The following is a 20,583-nucleotide window of genomic DNA, read 5'->3' as shown; positions in this document are numbered from 1 at the left end:
ATCCGAGATGTTCCGGTGGAACCGGGTGCGGCCCGTAACCTTCCCGCAGCCCATCGTCACCGATCGGACGTCCTACCGCGGGTGCTGTCAGCCGCCCGCGTCGAGCGGAGGCCGAATGAAGCCCGGTCCACTCCCCGGGGTCGACATGACCGACGACCCGTCCGACCATCCCGACGCCGTCGGGCTGCCGCCCCGGAGCCCGCTCCCGGCCCACCCGCAGGCCCCCGAGGTCGACCCCGACGAGCCGCTCGCCGTGGTGGCCGCCGGCCCCGCCGGGGCGGCCCGCCGCGAGGTGCTCGCCGCGCTGCTCGGGGTCCCCTCCGGAATGCTCGTCACCCCGGCGGGCAGCAGCCTGCTGGTGCGGTACGCCCGGGTGGCGACCCGGGCGGCGTACGTGCCCGGCTACCGGCAGCCGCACTCCTACGGCGCCGACCAGGCCGCCGCCGGCCCGGCGCTGGCCCGCGCCCCACGCCGGGTCGAGCTGAGCCTGCCGGAACCGCTGCTGCGGCACTTCGCCGTGCTCGACACACCGGACACCGACACCCTCGGGGTGGCCGGCGGCCGGGTCCTGCTCGACGCGGTCGTCCGGTCCGGCGCGCTGCTGTTCGTGATCGGTGCCGACCAGCCCTTCACCGCCGCCGACCTGCACCTGCTCGCCGAGGTGGCGCGTACCCGGGCCCGGGTCTTCTTCGTGGTGACCCCCGGCGCGGGCGGTTGGGCGGCGGCGGAGCCGGCCGCCACCGACGACACCGGGGTGGCCCTCCCGACGTCGCCCGACGGGCCCCCGGCCGGCGGCCCGGTCGACCCGGTGGCGGTGACCGTCGCGGCGCACCGCGCCACGCTGCTGGCCGCCGTGCCGGGGCTGGCCGAGGCCAACTGGTACCCGGTGCACCGGGCCGAGCACCCGGACCTGCGCCGGGCGTTGGTCGGCTGGTCGGCCATCGAGGGACTGCGCCGGGCGAGTTCCCGGCCACCCGTGCCGCCCGGCGCGCACGGGCGGGTGCCGGTGGCCCCCGAACCACCCGGCGACGACTGGGCCGAGGGGTTGGAGCGGCAGAGCCGGCTCCGCGCCCGGGGCATCCGCCAGCAGCTCGCGCTCGAACTGGCCAACATCCACCTGCGCACCGTCCAGGAGATCGTCTTCGGGGTGGGCTGCGCGGGCCTGCCGCAACTGCTCGACCGGGAGCTGGAGGCGCTCTCCCTGCTCGCGACCGAGCAGCAGGACCGGGCCGTACGGGACATCCTCGACGGGGCCACCGCCCGGATCTTCGGGGCACCGCTGGCCGAGGGGGTGCGCCACCGCATCGGCGCGGCCGTCCGGTGGGGGTTGGCCGACCATCCGACCGGTCAGGAGCTGGACCGGGTGCTCCTGGTCACCGGCACCGCCGGGGTGGCGGTGCTCTCCGGGGCCGGCGCCCTGGACGCCCTGCTCGGTCATCCCGGCGCACCCCGGACCGAGGTGCTGCCCCGGATCGGGGTCGCCCTGTCCGGCGGCTGCTGGCAGCACTGGCGCAGCCCCGGCAACGACGATCCGAACGCCGCCCGGTCCTGGGCGCAACGGGCGTTGCGCGAGGTCGAGCTGGAGTTGTCCCGCGAGGTGGCCCGGCGGTTCGAGGCGTTCCGGCTCGCGCTCGACGGGGTCCTCACCGACGCCCTCGACCACGGCATCCTGCTCGCCTGAACCGAGCGTCCCGGTGCGAATCCCCGCCGTGTCCGCAGCCCTCCCGATTTGCGCAGCTCGGGAGGGTGATCGGGGCCGTCGCGGCGTTCCGGTTCATCGGATCGCCGCTTCCGGTGGCACGATGGGGGGCATGGCCGCTCCACAGGTTGCCCCGGTCGAGACGCCGGACACCGACGAGGTGCCGGTCGAGGACCGGCAGTGGGTGACGATCGTCTGGGACGACCCGGTCAACCTCATGACGTACGTGACCTGGGTCTTTCAGAAGTTGTTCGGCTACAGCCGGGAGAAGGCCGAGAAGCTGATGCTGGACGTGCACCACAAGGGCCGGGCGGTGGTCTCCAGCGGCGCCCGGGAGCGGATGGAGCACGACGCGTCGCAGTTGCACGCCTACGGCCTCTGGGCGACGGTGGACCGTTCGTGAGCGCGAGGAGTGAGCCGGGTTTGCGAGCCCCGCAGTCGCGAACCACGGCGGGTCTGGTGAGCGCGAGGAGTGAGCCGGGCCCGCGGGTCCGGCGGCGGCGATGGGGGTTGACGCGGTGAGCATGTTCCGCCGCCAGGGCGGCTGTTACGTGGCGACCTTCGCCGTTGACGAGGTCCGGGTGCTGCGCAAGGTCGCCACCGAGGTGGTCGGCCTGCTCACCGACGGCTTCGACCACACCGACCCGGTCGTCGGGCGGCTCTTCCCCGACGCCTACCCGGACGATCCGGCGGGCACGGCGGAGTTCCGCCGGTACACCGAGGGCGACCTGAAGACCGCCAAGATCGACCAGGCGGGGGCGGTGCTGGCCGCGCTGCCCGAGTCGGCCGGTGGCGAGGTGCGGCTGGACGCCGAGGCGGCCGAGGCGTGGCTGCGGGCGCTCAACGACGCCCGGCTGGCGATGGGCGTCCGGCTGGAGATCAGGGACGGCACCGACCTGGGTGAGGAGCTCGACGACGCGGTCGCCGACGACCCCACGTCGTCACGGGTGTTCCAACTGTCGGTCTACGCCTATCTGGGTTATCTGCAGGAATCCCTGCTCAACGCCATGATCGACTGAACTGTGACGGTCACCGCCTCGCCGGGCGCGGCGGGTGGGCGCTAGGCTGGGCGACGTGCTGAGCATCGACCGGTCGATCGTCGACGCGATCGTCGCCCACGCGCGCCGGGACCACCCGGACGAGGCGTGTGGGGTGGTCGCCGGACCCGTCGGCAGCGACACCCCGACCCGGCACATCCCGATGGACAACGCGGCCCGCTCCATGACCTTCTACGAGTTCGACTCGATGGAGCACCTGCGGGTGTGGCGGGAGATGGACGACCGCGACGAGGAACCGGTCGTCATCTACCACTCGCACACCGCCACCGAGGCGTACCCGTCCCGCACGGATGTCGCCTTCGCCGGTGAGCCGGGCGCGCACTACCTGCTGGTCTCGACCCGCGAACCGGACACCGAGGAGATCCGCTCCTTCCGGATCGTCGACGGCGTGGTGACCGAGGAGCCGGTGCGGATCGTGGACGCCGGGGTGGACCCGCACGCGGTCCAGTCCTACATGTTCGGGCAGAGCCCGGCGACGGTCGACTACGAGTGTTCCGGCAGCTGACCCCCAGCTCCGCACACCCTGTTCCGTCCGGCACCGAGGCACACCCGACCAAGGAGTACGTCATGGCCATCGAGGTTCGCATCCCCACCATCCTGCGCAGCTACACCGGCGGCGCGAAGGTCGTCGAGGGCACCGGGGACACCCTGGGCGACCTGCTCACCGACCTGGACACCCGGCACGCCGGCCTGAAGGCCCGGCTGGTCACCGACGCCGGTGCGCTGCACCGCTTCGTCAACGTCTACGTCAACGACGAGGACGTCCGTTTCCTGGGCGCGCTGGACGCCAAGCTCAACGACGGCGACAGCGTGACCGTCCTGCCGGCCGTGGCCGGTGGGGCGTTCGGCTTCGCCGCCGCGGCGGCGATCAGCCAGCACCGTGCGGCCACCGCGGCGGTGGCGGCACGGCGCGCGGCCGTCGCCGCCCGCTGAGGGCGGGCGTCATGGCGCGGTACGACAGCCTGCTCGACGCCTGCGGCGGCACCCCCCTGGTGGGGTTGCCCCGGCTCTCGCCGACGGTGCCCGACGGGGCACCGCCGGTGCGGCTGTGGGCCAAGCTGGAGGACCGGAACCCGACCGGCAGCATCAAGGACCGCGCGGCCCTGTTCATGGTCCGCGCGGCGGAGCAGTCCGGCCGGCTCCGGCCCGGGGACACGATCCTGGAGCCGACCAGCGGCAACACCGGTATCTCGCTGGCCATGGTGGCCAAGTTGCGCGGCTACCGGCTGGTCTGCGTGATGCCGGAGAACGTCTCCACCGAGCGGGTCCAGCTGCTCCGGATGTACGGCGCGGAGATCATCTTCTCGCCGGCGGCGGGCGGCTCGAACCAGGCGGTCGCCACCGCGAAGCAGATCGCGGTCGACCACCCGGACTGGGTGATGCTCTACCAGTACGGCAACGAGGCCAACGCCCGCGCCCACTACGAGACCACCGGCCCGGAACTGTTGCACGACCTGCCCACCATCACGCACTTCGTGGCGGGCCTGGGCACCACCGGCACCCTGATGGGCACCGGGCGGTTCCTGCGGGAGAAGGTCGAGGGCATCCAGGTGGTGGCCGCCGAGCCGCGATACGGCGAACTCGTCTACGGCCTGCGCAACATCGACGAGGGTTACGTCCCCGAGTTGTACGACGCTTCGGTGCTGACCCGGCGCTTCTCCGTCGGCACCCGGGACGCGGTGCTGCGTACCCGGCAGTTGGTGGAGGTGGAGGGGATCTTCGCCGGTTTCTCCACCGGGGCGATCCTGCACGCCGCCCTGTCGGTGGCGCACGAGGCGGTCCGGGACGGCCGACGGGCCGACGTCGCCTTCGTGGTCTGCGACGGCGGCTGGAAGTACCTCTCCACCGGGGCGTACGGCGGCACCCTCGCGGACGCCGAGAGCTCCCTGGAGGGGCAGCTCTGGGCCTGACCCGGCGCGGGGCCGGTCGGCGGACCATCGGCCGGCCCCCGCGGGTGTCACGTTGATGACAACTTCCAGAAGATGATTCTTGCCCTGCCGTCGCTGCGCGTAGGCTGCGCACCGTGGCGTACGCGTCGGTAGAGATCATAATCGGTGCTGACTCCGGCGTGTCGACTACGTACCGTAATTGTGGGGCGACCGGATGCGGCTGACCGTCCTGGGCTGTGCGGGAAGCTTCCCCGGCCCCGAATCCCCCTGCTCCGCCTACCTGATCGAGGCGCAGGGTTTCCGGCTGCTCGTCGACTTCGGGCCGGGCTCGCTGTCCACCCTCCAGCGGTACGCCGGCCTGCACGCCCCCGACGCCATCCTCCTGACCCACCTGCACTGCGACCACATCCTCGACGCCGCGTCGTACGTGGTGGTCCGCCGGTACGCCCCGGACGGCCCGTACCCGCCGCTGCCGGTCTACGCGCCGCCGGGCGCCCCGGACCGGCTCGCCACCGCCTACGGCCAGGACGACAGCACCGTCGAGGACGTCTACCAGTTCTACGGCCTCCAGCCGGGCACCTTCCCGATCGGCCCGTTCACCGTCACCGTGGACCGGGTCAACCATCCGATCGAGACGTACGGGGTGCGGTTGGAGCACGAGGGTCGGGTGCTCTGCTACTCCTCGGACACCGCCCCCTGTGACGCGCTGCTGCGGCTCGCCCAGGACGCCGACGTCTTCCTCTGCGAGGCCAGCTACCTCGACGGGGTGGACAACCCGCCGGATCTGCACCTGACCGGCCGGGAGGCGGGCGAGACGGCCACCAAGGCGGGGGTGGGCCGGCTGCTGCTGACCCACCTGGTGGCGGCCTGGGGCAGCGAGTCGCACACCGTCGCCTCGGCGGCCGGGGCGTTCACCGGGCCGCTGGAAGTGGTGCGGGCGGGCGCGAGCTACGACGTCTGAGCCCACCCGGGCATGCGCCGATCATGCGACCGCATAGGGTGCAGGGATGGCACGACCTGACGGGCGGCGGCCCGACCAACTCCGACCGGTGACGTTGACCCGGGGCTGGAGCACCCACCCGGAGGGCTCGGTGCTCGTCGAGTTCGGCGGCACCCGGGTGCTCTGCACGGCGAGCGTCACCGAGGGTGTGCCCCGCTGGCGCAAGGGCTCCGGGCTCGGCTGGGTGACCGCCGAGTACGCGATGCTGCCCCGGGCCACCAACACCCGCTCCGACCGGGAGAGCGTGCGCGGCAAGATCGGTGGGCGGACCCACGAGATCTCCCGGCTGATCGGCCGCAGCCTGCGCGCCTGCGTCGACCTCAAGGCGCTCGGCGAGAACTCGATCGTGCTGGACTGCGACGTGCTCCAGGCCGACGGCGGCACCCGCACCGCCTCGATCACCGGCGCGTACGTGGCCCTCTACGACGCGGTGAGCTGGCTGGCCGGCCGCAAGTCGTTGGCCGGCAAGCCGGAGAGGGTGATGCACCGGTCGGTGGCCGCGGTCAGCGTCGGGATCGTCGCTGGCGAGCCGCTGCTCGACCTCTGCTACGTCGAGGACGTGGCCGCCGAGGTGGACATGAACGTCGTCTGCACCGGCGAGGGGGACTTCGTCGAGGTGCAGGGCACGGGCGAGGACGGCGTCTTCTCCCGGGCGCAGCTCGACGCGTTGCTGGACGTCGCGTCGTTGGGTTGTCTGGAACTGGCCGAGGCGCAGCGGAAGGCTCTCGCATCATGAACAAGGTCCTGCTCGCCACCCGTAACCGTAAGAAGCTGGTGGAGTTGCAGCGCATCCTGGACGGCGCGCTCGGCGCGCACCGGATCGCCCTGCTCGGCCTCGACGACGTCGAGGAGTACCCGGAGCTGCCCGAGACCGGCCTCACCTTCGGCGAGAACGCCCTGATCAAGGCCCGGGAGGGCTGCCGGCGCACGGGTCTGCCCACCATCGCCGACGACTCCGGCATCGCCGTCGACGCGCTCAACGGCATGCCCGGGGTGTTCAGCGCCCGCTGGGCCGGCCGGCACGGCGACGACCGGGCCAACCTGCAACTGGTGCTGGACCAGATCGCCGACCTGCCCGACGAGCACCGGGGGGCGTCGTTCGTCTGCACCGTGGCGCTGGTGCTGCCCGGCGGCAAGGAGCACCTGGTCGACGGCCGCCAGCCCGGCCGGCTGCTGCGCGCCCCACGCGGCGAGGGCGGCTTCGGGTACGACCCGATCTTCGTGGGCGACGGCCAGGAGCGGACCAACGCGGAGCTGACCCCGCAGGAGAAGGACGCGATCAGCCACCGGGGCAAGGCGTTGCGCGAGTTGGCGAAGCTCGCCGCCAAGGTGCTGCCCGCCACCTGACCGGGGCCGCCCGTTCCCCGGCGGGGAACGGGCGGTGCCGTCCGGGGTGGACGGTCAGCGCAGCGGGCCGACCTCGCGTTCGATGGCGGCCCGCAGGTCCGGGCCGGCGAGCACCGACCGGGCCGCCGCCAGCACCGGGGCGAGGAAAACGTCCGGGCCGGGCTCGCCGGCCGCCGCGCCGAGCGCGTCCAGCGCGGCCCGCCCGGCCGGTGACGGCTCCAGCGGCGCGCGCAGTTGCAGGCCCCGCACGGCCGCCAGCAGTTCCACGGCGAGCAGGCTGGTCAGGTTGTCCAGCACGGTACGCAGCTTCTTGGCCCCCGCCCAGCCCATCGAGACGTGGTCCTCCTGCATGCCGCTGGTGGGCAGCGAGTCGACCGAGGCGGGCGCGGCCAGCCGACGGTTCTCCGCGACGATCCCGGCGGCCGTGTACTGGGCGATCATCAGCCCGGAGTTCACCCCGGCGTCCGGGGACAGGAACGCCGGCAGGTCCCGGTTGCGGGTCACGTCGAGCAGCCGGTCCACCCGACGTTCGGCGATGGCCCCCACCTCGGCGGCGGCGATCGCCAGGTAGTCGGCGGCGAAGCCGAGCGGGGCGCCGTGGAAGTTGCCCGTCGACTCGACCCGGCCGTCCGGCAGCACCACCGGGTTGTCCACCACCGAGACCAGCTCCCGGTCGGCCACCGTCGCGACAAAGTCGAGGGTGTCCCGGGCCGCCCCGGCCACCTGCGGCGCGCACCGCATCGAGTACGCGTCCTGCACGGCGTGCGCCAGGTCGTCGCGGTGCGAGTCCATCACCCGGGAGTCCTGGAGCAGCAGGTGGATGTTCGCCGCCGACGCGGCCTGCCCCGGGTGCGGCCGGATGGCGTGCAGCTCCGGCAGGAACGGCCGTTCCGAGCCGAGCATCGCCTCGATGGCCAGCGCGGCGGTCACGTCGGCCATGGCGAACAGGTGCCGGGCGTCCGCGATGGCCAGCAGCAGCATGCCGAGCATGCCGTCGGTGCCGTTGATCAGCGCCAGCCCCTCCTTGGCGGCCAACGCGATCGGGGCCAGCCCGGCCGGGCGCAGCGCGTCGGCGGCGTCGACCCGTTCGCCGGCCGGGCCGAGCACCCACCCCTCGCCGAGGAGCACCAGCGCGCAGTGCGCCAGCGGGGCCAGGTCACCGGACGCGCCGAGCGACCCGTGCTCCGGCACCCACGGGGTGACGTCGGCGTTGAGCAGGTCGACGAGTGCCTGCGCGACCAGCGGCCGCACCCCGGAGCGGCCCAGCGCCAGCGAGCGGACCCGCAGCAGCATCATCGCCCGGACCACCTCGCGGGGCATCGGCGCGCCGATCCCGGCGGCGTGCGAGCGGATCAGCGCGTGCTGCAACTCGGCCCGCCGCTGCGGGGCGACGAACGTGTTCGCCAGCGCCCCGAAGCCGGTGGAGACGCCGTACACCGGGCGGCCGGCGGCCTCGATGCCGTCCACGATGCGGCGGCTGGCGGCCATCGCGTCGACGGCGGCCGGGGCGAGGACGACCCGGGCGTCGCCGCGTGCCACGGCGAGCACGTCGGCGGGGGTGATTCCGGTGGGCTGGACGGTCACAGTCGACATTGCGGCACTCCGTTGTGCAGAACCTGGCGGATCAGGGGAACACCCGGCCGGTAGGCCAGGTGCAGGTGGGACGGGGCGTCGAGGATCATCAGGTCGGCCCGTGCCCCGGGGCGCAGCACCCCGACGTCGGTGCGGCGCAGCGCCCGCGCGCCGCCGGCCGTCGCGGCCCACACCGCCTCCGCCGGGGTCATCCGCATCTCGCGGACGGCCAACGCGACGCAGAACGGCATCGACGAGGTGTACGACGACCCGGGGTTGCAGTCCGTGGCCAGCGCCACGGTCACCCCCGCGTCGAGCAGCCGCCTGGCGTCCGGGTACGGCGACCGGGTGGAGAACTCCGCGCCCGGCAGCAGGGTCGCCACGGTGCCGTCGTCGGTGGTGGCCGAACCGGCCAGCGCGTCGACGTCGGCGTCGGACAGGTGGGTGCAGTGGTCGACGCTGGCCGCGCCCAGCTCCACCCCGAGCAGTACCCCCGGCCCCGGGCCGAGCTGGTTGGCGTGCAACCGCAGCCCCAGACCGGCGGCCTGCCCGACGGTGAGGATGGCCCGCGCGTGGTCGGCGTCGAACGCGCCCCGCTCGCAGAACACGTCCACCCAGCGGGCGTACGGCGTGGCGGCGGTGAGCATCGGCCCGCAGACCAGCCCCACGTAGTCGTCGGGGCGGCCGGCGTACTCGGCGGGGACGACGTGCGCGCCGAGGAAGGTGGTCTCGGCGGTCACCTCGGCGGCGATCCGCAGCGAGCGGGCCTCGTCGGCGACGGTCAGGCCGTACCCGCTCTTGATCTCCATGGTGGTGGTGCCCTGCCGCATCGCCTCGTCGCGCAGCCGGCGCACGGTGTCCCGCAGGTCGTCGTCGGAGGCCGCGCGGGTCGCGCCGACCGTGGTCCGGATGCCACCCCCGGTGTACGGCTCACCGGCCATCCGGGCCGCGAACTCGGCCGCCCGGTCCCCGGCGAACACCAGGTGCGCGTGGCTGTCCACGAACCCGGGCAGCACCGCACCGCCCCCGGCGTCGATCCGCCGGTCGGCGGCCGGGGCGTAGCGCGCCGGCCCGATCCAGACGACCCGACCCGCCTCCACCAGCAGGGCCACGTCGCGCCGCAGGCCCAGCGGCCCGCCGCCGGGGGTCGGCACGTTGGTGACCAGCTCGCCGATGTCGTCGACCAGCAGACTGCTCACCACACACCTCCCGCCGCCGACCGCCGCGTGGCGACCGCCGCCGGCCCGGTACGGCTAGCCACAGGTCACCGCCGCGACCGCCGCGCGCAGCTCCGCCGGCACGTCCACGGTCAGGTGCCTGCCGTCGCGTACCACCTGCCGCCCGTCGACCACCACCTGGTCGACGTCGGCGGCGGTGGCCGCGAAGAACACCCCCACCGGCGGCACCCCGGCGGTACGCGGGCTGTCCAGCCGTACGGTCACCAGGTCGGCGCGTTCCCCGACGGCGATCCGGCCGGCGTCGGCCCAGCCCAGCGCGGCGTGCCCGGTGACGGTGGCCGCGTCGCGCAGCGCGGCGGCGGTGAAGTGCCCGCGCCGCCGGGTACGCAGCCGCTCGTCCAGCTCCACCGCGCGGGCCTCCTCGAACAGGTCGACCACGGCGTGACTGTCGCTGCCCAGGCTCAGCGGGATGCCCGCGTCGGCCATCAGCCGGGCCGGTCCGATCCCGTCGGCCAGGTCCCGTTCCGTGGTGGGGCACAGGCACACGCCGGTCCGGTGCCCGGCCAGCAGGGCCAGGTCGGCGCCGGTCGGGTGGGTGGCGTGCACGGCCGTGACGTCGGGACCGAGCACCCCGCGTTCGGCGAGCAGCCCGGTCGGGGTGCGCCCGTGCGCCGCCCGGCAGGCGTCGTTCTCGGCGGGCTGCTCCGACAGGTGCACGTGCAGCGGCGCACCCTGCCGGTACGCCCACCCGGCGACGGTGGCGAGCTGGTCGGCCGGCACCGCCCGGACCGAGTGGATCGCCGCCCCGCGCAGGGCGTGCGGCCCGGCCGGGCGGAACCCGTCGACCCGGTCCGCCCAGCGGCGCGCGTCCCCGTCGCCGAAGCGCCGCTGCACCCCGGCCAGCGGCTCACCGGCGACCGAGGCGGTCAGGTAGCAGGCGTCCAGCAGGGTGATCCGGATGCCGGCCTGCGCCGCCGCCTCGACCAGCGCCGCGCCCATCGCGTTCGGGTCGTCGTACGGGTGGCCGTCGGGGCCGTGGTGCAGGTAGTGGAACTCGCCGACGCAGGTCACCCCGGCCAGCGCCATCTCGGCGTACGCGGCGCGGGCCAGCGCCAGGTACGAGTCGGGGTCGAGCCGGCCGGCGACGGCGTACATCTCCTCCCGCCAGCTCCAGAAGTCACCCCGCCCGCCGTGGGTACGCCCGCGCAACGCCCGGTGGAAGGCGTGCGAGTGGGCGTTGGCCAGGCCGGGCAGGGTGAGGCCGGGCAGCCGTACCGCCTCGGCGAGCACCTCCACCCCGGTGTGCGGCGCGTCGCCGGAGGCCAGCGGGGTGACGGCGGTGAACCTGCCGTCCTCGGCCTCGATCAGCACGTCCGGGGTCGGTGCGGCACGGTCGGGCAGCCACGCCTGCTCGGCCAGCCAACGGGTCAGTGGCATGCCAACTCCTCCAGCACCCGGGCCAGCGCGACCACCCCGGCCGCGCAGTCGGCGTCGGTGGCCGACTCGGCGGGGGAGTGCGACACCCCGGTCGGGTTGCGCACGAACAGCATCGCGGTGGGCAGGTGCGCGGCGAGCACCCCGGCGTCGTGGCCGGCCCCGGTGGGCAGCACCGGCGCGGCGAGCAGTCCCGCCAACCGGTCGGCCAGCCCGCCGTCGAAGGTGACCAGCGGGGTGGCCGACTCCCGGGTCACGGTCAGCTCGGTGCCGTCGCGGCGGGCCCGCTCGGCGGCCTTGGCCCGGACCGCCTCGACCAGGCCGTCCAGGGTCTCGGGCGCGGCGGCGCGGGCGTCCAGCCAGCCGGTCACCGTCGACGGGATCGCGTTGGTGGCGTTGGGTTCCACCGCCACCCGGCCGACGGTGGCGTGCGCGTCACGCAGCCGGGCCTCCTTGTTCGCCGCGAGCACGGTGAACGCGAAGGTGAGCATCGGGTCGCGGCGGTCGGCCATCCGGGTCGTACCGGCGTGGTTGCCCTCGCCGCGCAGCTCGAAGCGCCACCGGCCGTGCGGCCAGATGGCGCTCGCCACCGCGACCGGCGCGTCGGCGTCGACGAGCGCCCGCCCCTGCTCGACGTGCAGCTCCACGAAGGCGGCGAACCGGCCGAGCAGCGCCGGGTCGGCCCCCGCCGGCCGGTGGCCGAGCGCCTCGGCGAAGCTCACCCCGGCCGCGTCGCGCAGCCCGGCCGCGCGGTCGGCGTCGATCTCGCCGGTGAGCAGCCTCGACCCCAGGCACGGTACGCCGAAGCGGGCCCCCTCCTCCTCGACGAACGCGGCCACCACCACCGGCCGGACCGGGGTGACGCCCGCGGCCCGCAACTCGTCCACGGCGAGCAACGCGCTGACGATGCCGAGCGGCCCGTCGTACGCCCCGCCGTGCGGCACCGAGTCGAAGTGGCTGCCGGTGAGCACCGCCCCGGCGCCGGCCGGCCCGCCGGTGTCCGGGTCGCCGGTGTTCGGCCCGCCGGTGGGCGGCTCGCCCCACCAGGCGAACAGGTTGCCGTTGCCGTCCCCGCTGACCGGCATGCCCCGCAGGTCGGCCTGCGCCCGGAACCACTCCCGCAGCCGTAGCTCCGGCGCGGTCAGCGCGTACCGCAGGTAGCCGCCGCTGTGGGCGTCCCGGCCGATCGGCGCGATCTCGTCCCACAACTCCCGGAACCTCACGGCAAGGCCGCTCACGCGTGCCCCTCCGCCATGGGGACGCGGACGTCGGTGCGCTCGGCGACGTCGCGGGCGGTGTCGTAGCCGGCGTCGACGTGCCGGATGACCCCCATCGCCGGGTCGTTGGTGAGCACCCGTTCGATCTTCTGCCCGGCCAGCGCGGTACCGTCGGCCACGCAGACCTGGCCGGCGTGGATGGACCGCCCGATGCCCACCCCACCGCCGTGGTGGATCGACACCCAGGACGCGCCGCTTGCCGTGTTGACCAGCGCGTTGAGCAGCGGCCAGTCGGCGATCGCGTCGGAGCCGTCGGCCATCGCCTCGGTCTCCCGGTACGGGCTGGCGACGCTGCCGCAGTCCAGGTGGTCCCGGCCGATCACGACCGGCGCGGACAGCTCCCCGGCGGCGACCATGTCGTTGAACCGCACCCCGGCGACGTCCCGCTCGCCGTAGCCCAGCCAGCAGATCCGGGCCGGCAACCCCTGGAAGGCGACCCGTTCGCCGGCCATCCGCATCCACCGGGCCAGCGACTCGTTCTCGGGGAACAGGTCGAGCACGGCCCGGTCGGTGGCGGCGATGTCGGCCGGGTCGCCGGAGAGCGCCGCCCAGCGGAACGGCCCTTTGCCCTCGCAGAACAGCGGCCTGATGTACGCCGGCACGAAGCCGGGGAAGTCGAACGCGCGCGCGTACCCGCCGAGCTGCGCCTCGCCCCGGATCGAGTTGCCGTAGTCGAACACCTCCGCGCCCGCGTCGAGGAAGCCGACCATCGCCTCGACGTGCTTCGCCATCGACGCCCGCGCCCGCTCGGTGAACTCGGCAGGCTTGGCCGCCGCGTAGTCCCGGGCGTCGGCCAGTTCCACCCCCTCCGGCAGGTACGACAGCGGGTCGTGCGCGCTGGTCTGGTCGGTGACCACGTCGATCGCGACGCCCCGACGGAGCAGTTCGGGGAAGACGGTGGCGGCGTTGCCGACCACGCCGACGCTGAGCGCCCGCCGGTCCCGCTTCGCGGCCAGCACCCGGGCGACGGCGTCGTCCAGGTCGTCGGCGACCTCGTCGAGGTAGCGGTCGTGCACCCGCCGGTCGAGCCGGGTCCGGTCGACGTCCACGATCAGGCAGACGCCGTCGTTCATGGTGACCGCGAGGGGCTGCGCCCCGCCCATCCCGCCGCAGCCGGCGGTGAGGGTCAGCGTCCCGGCGAGACTGCCGCCGAAGCACTTCGCGGCGACGGCGGCGAACGTCTCGTAGGTGCCCTGGAGGATGCCCTGGGTGCCGATGTAGATCCACGAGCCGGCGGTCATCTGCCCGTACATGGTCAGGCCGAGGGATTCCAGGCGGCGGAACTCGGGCCAGGTGGCCCAGTCGCCGACCAGGTTGGAGTTGGCCAGCAGCACCCGGGGGGCCCACTCGTGGGTCCGCATGACCCCGACCGGGCGGCCCGACTGCACCAGCATCGTCTCGTCGTCACGCAGCCCGGTGAGGGTGCGCACCAGCGCGTGGTACGACGGCCAGTCCCGGGCCGCCTTCCCGGTGCCGCCGTAGACCACCAGGTCGTCGGGGCGTTCGGCCACCTCCGGGTCGAGGTTGTTCATCAGCATCCGCAGGGCGGCCTCCTGCGGCCACCCCTGCGCGGTACGGGTGGTGCCACGGGCGGCACGGACGGGCTGGTGCATGGCGTACTCCTCTCAGCCGAGGAACAACTGACGGCGGGCGGCGGACGACTCGAACGCCTCCAGGCGGCGCTGGGTCTGGATCGGGGCGGCGTCGCAGATCGCCTGGAGCACCACCATGGCCAGGGTCATCGGGGCGGTGTGCAGGTCGAAGACGAGGTCGGTGCCGACGGCGGCGGGGAGCACCAGCTCGGCGTACTCGGTGGCGGGGCTGACCGGGGAGTCGGTGATCGCGACGACGGTGAGGCCGGCGTCGCGGGCCGCGCGCAGCGCGTCGAGGGTCTCCCGGGGGTAGCGGGGGAGCACGAAGGCGAGCAGCGCGTCCGCCCCGGCCGAGGCGGCCTGTTCGAGCCGGTCGGTGAGCAGGCTGCCGCCGTCGTCGAGGACCCGGACGTCGGGCAGCACCTTGGCGGCGAAGTAGGCGAAGTAGGCGGCCAGCGGCGCGGCGGCCCGCAGGCCGAGCACCGGCAGCGGCCGGCTCGCCGCGAGCAGCCGGCCGGCGGTGGCGATCCGGTCCCGGTCGGCCAGTTCGCCTGCCAGCCGGTCCAGGTTCGCCATCTCGGCGCGTACCGCGAGTTGCAGTTCGTTGCCGTCGTCGGCGCGGCCGTCGGGGCCGGCGGTCAGCTCGCGTAGCCGGCGGCGCAGCGCCGGGTAGCCGTCGTGGCCGAGCGCGACGGCGAACCGGGTCACCGAGGGTTGGCTGACCCCGGCCAGCTCGGCCACCTCGGCCGCCGACAGGTAGGCCACGGTGGCGGCGTGCTGCACCAGGCAGTGCGCGATGCGCCGCTGGGTGGGGGTGAGCCGGACCCCGTGGAACAGGTCGAGCAGCCGGTCCGGCGGCGCGGCGACGGCTCCGTCATTCATGCCGCGACTCTATGCATGAAAAATTTCAGAGGCAAGCACCGGCTTCCCGCCAGGAGGCAGACACCGGCTTCCCGGCCGGGGGCGACGCCGGGCTCAGCGGGCGGCGCGGACGATCTCGGCGGTGGCGTCCCGGCGGACCGCGTCGTAGAACGCCTCGACCTTCTGCTCGTCGGCGAACACCACGCTCTCGGTGCCCACCCGGCCGGTGCCCCGCGACGGGCTGGTGACGAAGGTGAGGTTGCCGCCGCGCAGGCCGCGCAGTTCGGTTGCCAGGTCCAGCAGCGACATCTCCCGGTCGACGGAGACCGAGGCCGAGGCGGCCCGGACGAAGTCGTTGAGCTTGCCCGGGCTGGTGAGGATGCCGCCGCCGGCCGCCTTGTCGAGGATCGCCCGGATCACCTGCTGCTGGTGCCGGATGCGGGCGAAGTCGCCGTCGGGGAACTGCTTGCGCTGGCGCGAGTAGTCGAGCGCCGTCGCCCCGTCCATCGTCTGCCGGCCGGCCGGGAAGGTGCGCAGCGGCGGGTGGATCGAGGTGAACCGGTGGTCGACGGTGATGTCCACCCCGCCCAGCGCGTCGATGATCTCCTGGAAGCCGGCGAAGTCGACCACCGCCACGTGGTCGACGTGGACCCGGGTGAACTCCTCGACGGTCTGCACCATCAGCGGGATGCCGCCCCAGGCGTACGCCGCGTTGATCTTCGCGGTCCGGCCGCCGTGCCGGCCGTCGGCCGACCGGGGTACGCGGACCCAGGTGTCCCGGGGGATCGAGACGAGCTGGGCGCTTCTGCGGTCCTTCGGCAGGTGGGCCAGGATGATCGTGTCGGTGCGGGACCCCTCGGTCCGCTCCGGGTCCCGCGAGTCGCTGCCCAGGATCATGATGTTCATGGCGTCCCGGGCCACCACCGGCGGTCGGTTCTCCGTCGGCACCCCGGTGAAGGCGTCCACCCGCTCGACGTCGTTGTCGACCGAGCGCAGATAGAGCGCGCCCGCGCCGACGCCGCCCGCCCCGAGCAGGGCCAGCGCCAGCAGCGCCACCAGCGCGATCCGCCAGCCCCGCCGACGCCCCGGTGGCGGCCCCGGGGTGTCGACGGACGGGGTCGGAGTGGATTCCGAGATGTTCTCACCTGCTGGCACGGCCGCATGTTACTGAGCCGTCACCCAGTACGGCAGCCCGCGTTCGCCCGACGACCCGAGGCCCGAAAAGCCGCCGTACGCTGGACGTTCAGCCGCCCGTCACCTGCGGCTGGTAGAACCGCGCGGTGGATGCGACGAGACTGCGCCGGGCCATTGCCCGCACCCCGCTGGCACCGGTGGCCGCCTTCCCCGGACGGCTCGCCCGGGTCGCCCGGTACGACGCGAAGGTGCTGCGCACCTCGGCCCGGTGGCTGGCCACCTCCCGGGAGCACCACAACTACACCTACGAACTGACCCGGCTCAGCCGGGAACACCTCACCTGGTTCGTCAGTGTGGTCTGCGACGTCCCGGTGGCCCGGGTCCGGGGGTACCTCGCCGAGATCGCCGGTGACGCGGCGCTGCGCCGGCACATCGAACAGGCCACCGCCCGGTCCGCCCGACGCGGCCTGGCCGACCGGCGGGTCCGCTACGCGCGCCGGGTCGGCTGGTACGCGATCGTCCGGGCCACCCGACCCGCCCACGTCGTCGAGACCGGCACCGACAAGGGGCTCGGCAGCTGCGTCCTGGCCGCCGCCCTGCTGCGCAACGCCGCCGAGGGGCACCCCGGCCGGCTCACCTCGCTGGACGTCAACCCCGAGGCCGGCTACCTCGCCCGCAGCGCGCCCTGGGCCGACGTGACCGACCTGGTGGTCGGCGACTCGGTCGCCGCGATCGCCGCCCTCGACCGGCCGGTCGACCTGTTCCTGCACGACAGCGACCACAGCCACGACCACGAACGCCGCGAGTTCGACGCCGTCGAGCCGAAGCTGGCCCCCGGCGCGGTCCTGCTCACCGACAACGTCACCACCACCGGGGTGCTCGCCGAACACGCCGAACGCACCGGCCGCCGGTTCCTCGCCTACCGGGAGACCCCGCTCGACCACTGGTACCCCGGCGACGGCATCGGCGTCGCCTGGTGAGGCCCGACCGACGGTGACCCGGGCCGGCCGTGGGCCCGCAGCGGCGGCACCGGCCGGCCGAGCCGTACTCCACCGGCCGGGTGTTGCCTGCGGGCCCGTCGCGGATCGATGATTGCCGAACCACCACCCTCGACGGAGGAGCCGGCATGCAGGTACTCCACCACCCCCGCGTGGCCTGGGACATGGCCCGCCTGATCGTCTCGGCCGTCCCCGACGACCGTCTCTTCGACTGGTTGTGCGCCGAGGTCGGCGCGCTGCTCGGCCCCGAGCACGCCGGCTCCCTCCAGGACACCCGGCGACGGCTCCAGCCGTGGGCCCGGACCACGCCCGAGGCTGCCGCCGTCGAAGCCGGCCGCTGGCGGGTCCGCCTGGAGGACCTGCTGCGCACCCGACCGGAGACCGCCGAGCCGCTACGGTCGCTCACCGTGATCGCGTCGGGGCTCCACCGCAACCGGATCGGCTGACCGGCTTAGCTTTCGCTTAGCCCGCTTGTCCCCGGGTCGTCCACTGCGGCAGCATCGGTCGGCGTGACCGACGGCAGCGTGTCCCAGGAACCCGACCCCGGGTCGGGCGGCCCTGCCCCCGCCGGACGTCCCGGGCCGGGCCGTCGCCGCGCCCGGGGCGGCGGACGCCGCCGCTGGCTGGCCGCCGGTGGCGTCGCCGCGCTCGCCACCGTGCTCGGGCTGAGCCTCGCGCTGCGCTCCGGAGCCGCCCCCGCCTGTGCCGCCCCGCCGGCCGGGCTGGCCGGTGCCGGCCCCGTCGCCGCCGGGCGGCTGCCACTGGCGGCCCCACCCACCGGCAGTACGGTCCACAAGGGAAAAGCCACCTTCTACGACTCGAAGGGGGCCGGCGGGAACTGCTCCTACCCGTCCGCCCCGGCCGACCGGATGTACGTGGCGCTCGGCCCCACCGAGTACAGCGCCGGTGCGGCCTGCGGCGGGTACCTCGACGTCACCGGCCCCCGGGGCACCGTCCGGGTCCTGATCATGGACCAGTGCCCGGAGTGCGCCCCCGGACACGTCGACCTCTCCCGCGAGGCGTTCGCCCGGATCGCCGACCCGGTGCAGGGCATCGTCGACGTCAGGTACCGGGCGGCGGTCGACCCGCCACTGTCCGGCCCGCTCACCTTCCGGATCAAGGAGGGCGCGTCGCAGTACTGGTTCGCCGTCCTGGTCGCCGGGCACGGCAACCCGCTGCGCGCCGTCGAGGTGCGGCAGGGCTCCGGCGCCTGGCGTACCGCCGTCCGGCAGGACTACAACTACTGGCAGATCGACTCGGGTGCCGGCCCCGGCCCGTACGCCGTCCGGGTCACCGACGTCTACGGCCACCGCGTCACCGCCACCGGCGTCACCATGTCCCCCGGCCGGGTCCAGCGCAGCACCGTGACGATGTACGGCGGCACCGCCCCCGCCGTACGGAAGAACCCGACCAGCCGGCCGTCCTCCCCGAGCCCCGGCGCCAGCCCGAGCCGGTCCGCCGCCAGCCCGTCGGCGGTCGCCTCCGCCAGTTCGCCCGGCGCACCGCAGGTCAGCGACCCGCCCGCGCTCGCCGCGTCGGAGGCGGAGCCGGGCGCGGGCCGGCCGGTCGACTGCACATCCCGGGGCTGACTCCCACCGGGGGCCGCCTGACCCCGGCTCGGCCGTGGGGGAGCGTCTTCCATCGGGCGTCGCCCGGTCGCCGGAGTGGCCCGTCCCTCGGGAGTGGGACCGGCCGGACGCCGCCGGGTCGACCGGAAGTCGGTCGAGCGCGGTCCGTCGGAGGGTCAGTCCGGGGTGTCCAGGTCCCGCCACATGAGGATCTCGTCGCGGTCGTCGTCGGCCGCCACCCGCAGCGCGCCCGGCAGCCGACCCACCTCGCGGTAACCGAGCCGGTCGTAGAACCTCTCCAGGCCCAGCCCGCCGCGCACCGTCACGTGCAGCGCCCGCCAGCCCAGCTCGGGCGCGCGCCGGGCGGCCTCCCGCATCAGGGCCTGCCCGTGGCCGCGCCCCTGGGTGGCCGGGTGCACCATCACCCGCTTGAGGATGCCCCAGTGCGCCTTCAGCCCGAACCGGTTGTCGGCGAGGAACAGCACCGCGACCGGTCGGTCAGCCTCGTAGCCGACCAGCATCCGGTCCGGCCCGTCGGTGACGGCGGCGAAGCTGGCCTCGGCGACGGGGCGTACGTCGGCGGTGGTGACCGGGGCGACGAAGCCGACGGCACCGCCGGCGTTGGTGACGTCGACCCAGAGGTCGACGATCTGCTCACGCAGCGCGGGGGTGAGATCGGGGTCGAGGACGAAACGCAGGCTCACCCTGCCGATCCTGCTGCGCCGACGCGTCGTGCGCCCACGATCGTGACCCTCCTGACAGCCGGAGAACCGACCGTCAGAGGGGGAGTAGGGCCGACGGGACTCGAACCCGCACTGATGCGGACCTAAACCGCATGCCTCCTGCCATTTGGGCTACGGCCCCTCACTGTGTACACCGTCACCTTCCAGGGCCATTGCGTGCGACGGCGGAGCCGTCTGCCGATCGGAAAACCGGTGGGTGTCACAGCCTCCGCATCGTAAACCACATCCGGCGGGGACACCGCCGCCCGGTTGGAACCGGCGTAGGTGGCCGTCTGGCTGTGGCAGTTCGGGCAGAGAAGCCGCAGATTGCTGGGTTGGTTGTCGAGGAAGTCGCCGTTGATGTGATCAACGTGCAGTGTCAGCGGCCTACCTTGCCAGGTGGCCCCGACTCCGCACGCCTCGCATTCCTCCGGCAGCCCGATGGCGGCCAGGGCCCGTTTAAGACGTGATCCCGGGACCCTCCGCCCCTCTGCACGCTTGATCAACAGTTGGGTCAGGGGCGTGCGGACTCCCCGACCACCCTTGTTGTGCAGTCGGCCGGTGAAGTGGGACGTGTCGATGCCCAGCCGCTTGAGCTGACGACTGATGTGCGCGTGCGAACCACCGCTGAACCGGACCCCGAGAACGCGCAGGACGTCGGCGATGCTGCGGGACTGCGCCGCCGCCTGGGCGAGCATTTCCGGCGTGTACTTGTACCGGGTCACCCACGCACGGTAGCGGCGAGGTCCGACATCGTCGGTCGTCGGCCGGGCGCGTTCAGTCGAGGCCGAGGTCGCGGCGCAGCTTGGCGACGTGGCCGGTGGCCTTGACGTTGTAGAACGCGTGCTCGATCTTCCCGTCCGGGTCGATGACGAAGGTGGACCTGATCACCCCGGTCACCGTACGGCCGTAGGACTGCTTCTCGCCGAACGCGCCGTACGCGGTGAGCACCGCCCGGTCGACGTCGGCGACCAGCGGGAAGGTGATGGCGTCGCGCTCGCGGAACTTCGCCAGCTTGGCGGGCTGGTCGGGGGAGATGCCGACCACCTCGTAACCGGCGGCCTGGAGCGAGGCGAGCGAGTCACGGAAGTCACAGGCCTGCTTGGTGCAGCCGGGGGTCATCGCGGCCGGGTAGGCGTACAGGATGACCCGGCGACCGCGCAGCGCGGCGAGGGAGAGCGTCTCCCCGGTGTCGGTGGGGAGGGTGAAGTCGGGTGCGGGGTCGCCGGGGGCGAGCCGGTCGGGCGCGGTCAT

Annotated in this window: 22 protein-coding genes and 1 tRNA gene; 12 read left to right on the top strand and 11 right to left on the bottom strand. The window is 74.2% G+C overall.

Annotated elements, in window-relative coordinates; all coding sequences use genetic code 11:
- The first annotated feature begins 115 nt into the window (after window positions 1–115).
- From B5D80_RS00820 to rdgB, 9 genes are all read left to right on the top strand, one after another.
- Window positions 116–1,681: a hypothetical protein gene (locus B5D80_RS00820; RefSeq protein WP_088641782.1), complete on the top strand. Its 1,566-nt coding sequence runs from the start codon at window positions 116–118 to the stop codon at window positions 1,679–1,681.
- A 130-nt stretch (window positions 1,682–1,811) separates the two neighbouring features.
- Entirely contained in the window at window positions 1,812–2,102 is a 291-nt protein-coding gene (clpS, locus tag B5D80_RS00815) for an ATP-dependent Clp protease adapter ClpS (RefSeq protein ID WP_088641781.1), read from the top strand.
- A gap of 121 nt (window positions 2,103–2,223) precedes the next feature.
- Window positions 2,224–2,718 carry a DUF2017 domain-containing protein gene (locus B5D80_RS00810; RefSeq protein ID WP_194822040.1) on the top strand — a complete coding sequence of 165 codons (495 nt, stop codon included), beginning with the start codon at window positions 2,224–2,226 and terminating at the stop codon, window positions 2,716–2,718.
- Window positions 2,719–2,773: 55 nt separating this feature from the next.
- Window positions 2,774–3,262, top strand: coding sequence for a M67 family metallopeptidase (locus tag B5D80_RS00805; RefSeq protein ID WP_088641780.1), 489 nt, complete (start codon window positions 2,774–2,776; stop codon window positions 3,260–3,262).
- A gap of 62 nt (window positions 3,263–3,324) precedes the next feature.
- Window positions 3,325–3,690 (top strand): MoaD/ThiS family protein, encoded by a 366-nt coding sequence (locus B5D80_RS00800; protein WP_088641875.1) that lies wholly within the window; start codon window positions 3,325–3,327, stop codon window positions 3,688–3,690.
- A gap of 11 nt (window positions 3,691–3,701) precedes the next feature.
- On the top strand, window positions 3,702–4,667 hold the full coding sequence (locus B5D80_RS00795; RefSeq protein ID WP_088641779.1) for a PLP-dependent cysteine synthase family protein: 966 nt from the start codon (window positions 3,702–3,704) through the stop codon (window positions 4,665–4,667).
- Window positions 4,668–4,860: 193 nt separating this feature from the next.
- A complete protein-coding gene (locus tag B5D80_RS00790) occupies window positions 4,861–5,607 on the top strand; it encodes an MBL fold metallo-hydrolase (RefSeq protein WP_088641778.1) in 747 nt (248 codons plus the stop codon).
- A 46-nt stretch (window positions 5,608–5,653) separates the two neighbouring features.
- On the top strand, window positions 5,654–6,382 hold the full coding sequence (gene rph, locus B5D80_RS00785; protein ID WP_088641777.1) for a ribonuclease PH: 729 nt from the start codon (window positions 5,654–5,656) through the stop codon (window positions 6,380–6,382).
- Window positions 6,379–6,993: an RdgB/HAM1 family non-canonical purine NTP pyrophosphatase gene (gene rdgB, locus B5D80_RS00780; protein WP_088641776.1), complete on the top strand. Its 615-nt coding sequence runs from the start codon at window positions 6,379–6,381 to the stop codon at window positions 6,991–6,993. Before rph ends, rdgB begins: the two co-directional genes overlap by 4 nt.
- Window positions 6,994–7,047: 54 nt before the next feature.
- Here the strand turns inward: rdgB and hutH are convergent, their stop codons facing one another.
- From hutH to B5D80_RS00745, 7 genes are all read right to left on the bottom strand, one after another.
- Window positions 7,048–8,586 carry a histidine ammonia-lyase gene (gene hutH / locus B5D80_RS00775; protein WP_088641775.1) on the bottom strand — a complete coding sequence of 513 codons (1,539 nt, stop codon included), beginning with the start codon at window positions 8,584–8,586 and terminating at the stop codon, window positions 7,048–7,050.
- The gene (gene hutI / locus B5D80_RS00770) at window positions 8,574–9,764 is read right to left on the bottom strand and encodes an imidazolonepropionase (protein WP_088641774.1); all 1,191 of its coding nucleotides are present in this window, start codon (window positions 9,762–9,764) and stop codon (window positions 8,574–8,576) included. The genes hutH and hutI overlap by 13 nt, the downstream gene beginning before the upstream one ends.
- A gap of 54 nt (window positions 9,765–9,818) precedes the next feature.
- A complete protein-coding gene (locus B5D80_RS00765; RefSeq protein WP_088641874.1) occupies window positions 9,819–11,174 on the bottom strand; it encodes a formimidoylglutamate deiminase in 1,356 nt (451 codons plus the stop codon).
- Window positions 11,171–12,415, bottom strand: a complete 1,245-nt coding sequence (locus tag B5D80_RS00760) for an allantoate amidohydrolase (protein ID WP_088641773.1) — start codon at window positions 12,413–12,415, stop codon at window positions 11,171–11,173. Before B5D80_RS00760 ends, B5D80_RS00765 begins: the two co-directional genes overlap by 4 nt.
- On the bottom strand, window positions 12,412–14,067 hold the full coding sequence (hutU, locus tag B5D80_RS00755) for a urocanate hydratase (RefSeq protein WP_088641772.1): 1,656 nt from the start codon (window positions 14,065–14,067) through the stop codon (window positions 12,412–12,414). Before hutU ends, B5D80_RS00760 begins: the two co-directional genes overlap by 4 nt.
- Window positions 14,068–14,079: 12 nt before the next feature.
- Complete coding sequence (locus tag B5D80_RS00750) at window positions 14,080–14,928, bottom strand: MurR/RpiR family transcriptional regulator (protein WP_088641771.1); 849 nt, start codon at window positions 14,926–14,928, stop codon at window positions 14,080–14,082.
- Between the two features lie 93 nt (window positions 14,929–15,021).
- Window positions 15,022–16,062, bottom strand: a complete 1,041-nt coding sequence (locus B5D80_RS00745; RefSeq protein ID WP_245854132.1) for an LCP family protein — start codon at window positions 16,060–16,062, stop codon at window positions 15,022–15,024.
- Between the two features lie 125 nt (window positions 16,063–16,187).
- Between B5D80_RS00745 and B5D80_RS00740 the strand changes: the two genes are divergently transcribed.
- From B5D80_RS00740 to B5D80_RS00730, 3 genes are all read left to right on the top strand, one after another.
- A complete protein-coding gene (locus B5D80_RS00740; protein WP_088641770.1) occupies window positions 16,188–17,021 on the top strand; it encodes an O-methyltransferase in 834 nt (277 codons plus the stop codon).
- Window positions 17,022–17,167: 146 nt separating this feature from the next.
- On the top strand, window positions 17,168–17,485 hold the full coding sequence (locus tag B5D80_RS00735; RefSeq protein WP_088641769.1) for a hypothetical protein: 318 nt from the start codon (window positions 17,168–17,170) through the stop codon (window positions 17,483–17,485).
- A 63-nt stretch (window positions 17,486–17,548) separates the two neighbouring features.
- Complete coding sequence (locus B5D80_RS00730; protein WP_245854131.1) at window positions 17,549–18,628, top strand: expansin EXLX1 family cellulose-binding protein; 1,080 nt, start codon at window positions 17,549–17,551, stop codon at window positions 18,626–18,628.
- A gap of 155 nt (window positions 18,629–18,783) precedes the next feature.
- On the opposite strand, the gene B5D80_RS00725 is transcribed toward B5D80_RS00730, so the two are convergent.
- From B5D80_RS00725 to bcp, 4 genes are all read right to left on the bottom strand, one after another.
- On the bottom strand, window positions 18,784–19,311 hold the full coding sequence (locus tag B5D80_RS00725) for a GNAT family N-acetyltransferase (RefSeq protein WP_088641768.1): 528 nt from the start codon (window positions 19,309–19,311) through the stop codon (window positions 18,784–18,786).
- Between the two features lie 85 nt (window positions 19,312–19,396).
- A tRNA-Leu gene (locus tag B5D80_RS00720) sits at window positions 19,397–19,471 on the bottom strand.
- On the bottom strand, window positions 19,434–20,027 hold the full coding sequence (locus B5D80_RS35015; RefSeq protein ID WP_088641871.1) for an HNH endonuclease signature motif containing protein: 594 nt from the start codon (window positions 20,025–20,027) through the stop codon (window positions 19,434–19,436). The genes B5D80_RS00720 and B5D80_RS35015 overlap by 38 nt, the downstream gene beginning before the upstream one ends.
- 79 nt (window positions 20,028–20,106) lie before the next feature.
- Window positions 20,107–20,583, bottom strand: a complete 477-nt coding sequence (gene bcp / locus B5D80_RS00710) for a thioredoxin-dependent thiol peroxidase (RefSeq protein ID WP_088641767.1) — start codon at window positions 20,581–20,583, stop codon at window positions 20,107–20,109.

Source organism: Micromonospora wenchangensis, from assembly GCF_002210435.1.
Classification (GTDB): Bacteria; Actinomycetota; Actinomycetes; order Mycobacteriales; family Micromonosporaceae; genus Micromonospora; species Micromonospora wenchangensis.
The sequence above is the reverse complement of the archived record's forward strand: the minus strand, read 5'-3'. Positions and strand labels throughout refer to the sequence as shown.